General features: G+C 34.6%; 1 protein-coding gene. It reads left to right on the top strand.

The features are described 5' to 3' along the window. Positions 1 to 1,721 precede the first annotated feature (1,721 nt). Positions 1,722 to 2,975: an HhoA/HhoB/HtrA family serine endopeptidase gene (locus AFK68_RS04135; protein ID WP_094671710.1), complete on the top strand. Its 1,254-nt coding sequence runs from the start codon at positions 1,722 to 1,724 to the stop codon at positions 2,973 to 2,975. Positions 2,976 to 3,059: the final 84 nt, after the last annotated feature.

The following is a 3,059-nucleotide window of genomic DNA, read 5'->3' as shown; positions in this document are numbered from 1 at the left end:
ATTTAGTACAAAAATTATCAATAAATAAAATAAATTTCTAAGCTAAAAATAAATACAAAATCAAACAAGATAAATATATGCTATATAGCTAAAAAAATATAATCTTATAGGTCATTGCCAGGGAAGTTTGGAGATAATTTATTTATAGTCATTTCAAATAAGAATGAAATACTTTTTCCGCTGAAACTGTTTAAATACAAGAAACACTTGTCTCAATATAAACTGAAATGACTATAGAAAACCAATCCCAGTTACTATGATTTTTTTGAGGTGCTGCTAGGCAAAGCTTGTTCCTGTTTGCTTAGAAAAGCTCACATTTAATTACCAAATTCGGATGTCTAAAGCCTCCCCTTTTAAGGAGATGAAAAAGCGGTCGGCAAGTGGAGCATGACCTAGGATGGGATGGCGTTTTGCTTCGCAACATATAAAGCGAAGGGAATCCGTAGGAGCAGGTTTCCCGAAGAGTGCAGAGCCACTCCGAAGTGAGCCATATCCAATCGACCAAGAGAAGAAAAAAAATTCCTTTTAGCCCAATCCTTCTATTACAGAAGAGGTAATTATTAATTATTAATTGTTAATTATTAATTGTTGAAACCTACCCAATATCATAAAAAAATCAAATAAATATTCAAGACAAAAATGAATATCAAATCAAACAAATGTTAAACAATCATCGTTTTTTGAGAAATTAGCATCAACATTCATTAATGGATAATGGATAATTGATAATTACCTCTCCCTTTTAGGGAGAGGATTGACAAATAAGGAAAATATTTATTTCTCTTGGTCGATTAGATATNGATAATTGATAATTACCTCTCCCTTTTAGGGAGAGGATTGACAAATAAGGAAAATATTTATTTCTCTTGGTCGATTAGATATGGCGTTTCGCTGCGCGACATGAAAAGCGTTCGCGGCTCTGTTAAGAGCGGGAAACCTCGCCATCTCTCGACCGCTTTTTCTCCTTGAAAGGGGAGGCTTCAAGGCGTGAATTATCTAATTATTTAATTGTTTAATGATTAATTATTTCGGTAAATAAATCCTGAATGTATGAAAAAAAATAGTATCAACTTGATTTCCTTAAAAACAACCGGATAAATTTTTTAGGGATTGTAAATATACTAAAGTCCAAGATATCCCAGATTGAAATATGTAACTTAATATTTTAATTCTATCTATGGTAAAAATTAGCTCCCCAAAAGTTAACTAGATCAAGGAAAAAGCTAAAGAGTGAATTTCAATGACTCTGAAACACTAAGCATCAGAGTGGAATCACTAATTCTTCATCCCCGGACATCATTTCCCAGGAGTGTTAAATTTAGTTTATAACCATAATACAAGCAAAATGTAAATTCCCATAAACATTCAGGAGTAGATAGTAAGAGACTTCCAAATCAAAAAATATCCTTTTGGATTAAATGTAAAGGAGCAGGGTAAGTAAAACAAGTAAGTCAAGTCCACAAATTGGATAATTTATTTTTTACTATGCCCTAAGTAATAGACTAAATAGATATTGTAGGAAAATTTAAAGAACACCTCTCCATCAGGAGATAAGTACCTGGACAGAATTAATTTAATATTTTGGCGGTGGTAGGCAAGAGTCAATAGATAAGAGTTAAAGGGAATATAGCCGATTAGTAAATACACAAATAATTTTGTCTACCTACTTAAGACTCTGATTATTAATTCTTGACAGACTAACCAATTACAGATAAATAACAATGAAAAATACAACAGGTAAAGTTTTTTGGAAACAACCTTTAACTTATTTATTACTACTAACCGGAGCGGTCGGAGCATTGTTAGGTGAGCGCCTAATATTCCAGACAATTAGCTCTCCGGAAAACTCAAGCCAGCTTACTCAATTATCAGTAACTCAATCCCCTAGCAAAAGTGATGGTACTTCTAGCTCAGAAAGCTCTAGTTGGTTACCAGTTAGAGTTCCTATTTCCAATAGCAACTTTATTGTAGATGCCGTCCAAAAAGTTGGTCCGGCAGTAGTTAGGATTAATGCTTCTAGAACCGTTAGCCAAAGACCTAATATGTTTGGTAGAGGAATACCAGAAGATTTTTATGGTTATGAATCTCCTAGGTCACCTTCAGGTCGAGGGGTTGAGCAAGGTACTGGCTCTGGTTTTATCATCAGTTCTGATGGTAATATTCTGACTAATGCTCACGTTGTAGAAGGTTCAACTACCGTAGAAGTAGTTCTCAAAGATGGTCGTCGCCTTCAAGGTAGAGTTTTGGGCACAGACTCTGTAACTGATGTAGCAGTAATTAAAATTGATGCTGATAATCTTCCAACTGTTTCTCTTGGAGATTCAAATAATCTGCAACCTGGAGAATGGGCGATCGCTATTGGCAACCCCCTAGGTCTAGATAATTCTGTGACAGTGGGTATAATTAGTGCCACAGGTCGTTCTAGTAATGATGTGGGTGTCCCAGATAAGCGGGTAGGATTTATTCAAACGGATGCTGCGATTAATCCTGGTAATTCTGGTGGCCCTCTGCTGAATCAAAATGGTGAAGTAATTGGCATTAATACAGCTATTATTGATGGTGCCCAAGGTTTAGGATTTGCAATTCCTATTAATAATGCTCAACAAATTGCTCAACAATTAATTAGGGTAGGTAAGGCAGAACACGCTTATTTAGGTATTGCCATGCAGACTTTAACACCGGAACTTAAGCAAGAACTTAACCGAAATTTCAATACAAATATTCAGTTATTCACTGATCAAGGGGTATTAGTAATGCAGGTTGTTCCTGGTTCTCCTGCTGATAAAAGTGGTTTAAAACCAGGGGATATAATTCAAAAAATTGATAATCAAACTATTAGTGAATCTGAAAATGTACAACAAATTGTTCAGAACAAAACTGTAGGTAGTTTGTTGGAATTAGAAGTTAATCGGAATGGTCAAAACTTGAATTTCCAGGTGCGAACTGGAAATTTACCATCTCGATTAAGAGGATAGATATATATAGTGTTGATTAATTGATAATGGATAATGAATAATTGATAATTACCTCTGGTTTTACCCTGGAGAATTGAATATAAG

Source organism: Hydrocoleum sp. CS-953, assembly GCF_002260545.1.
Taxonomy (GTDB): Bacteria; Cyanobacteriota; Cyanobacteriia; order Cyanobacteriales; family Microcoleaceae; genus Trichodesmium.
This window is presented reverse-complemented; position numbering and strand designations above follow the sequence as displayed.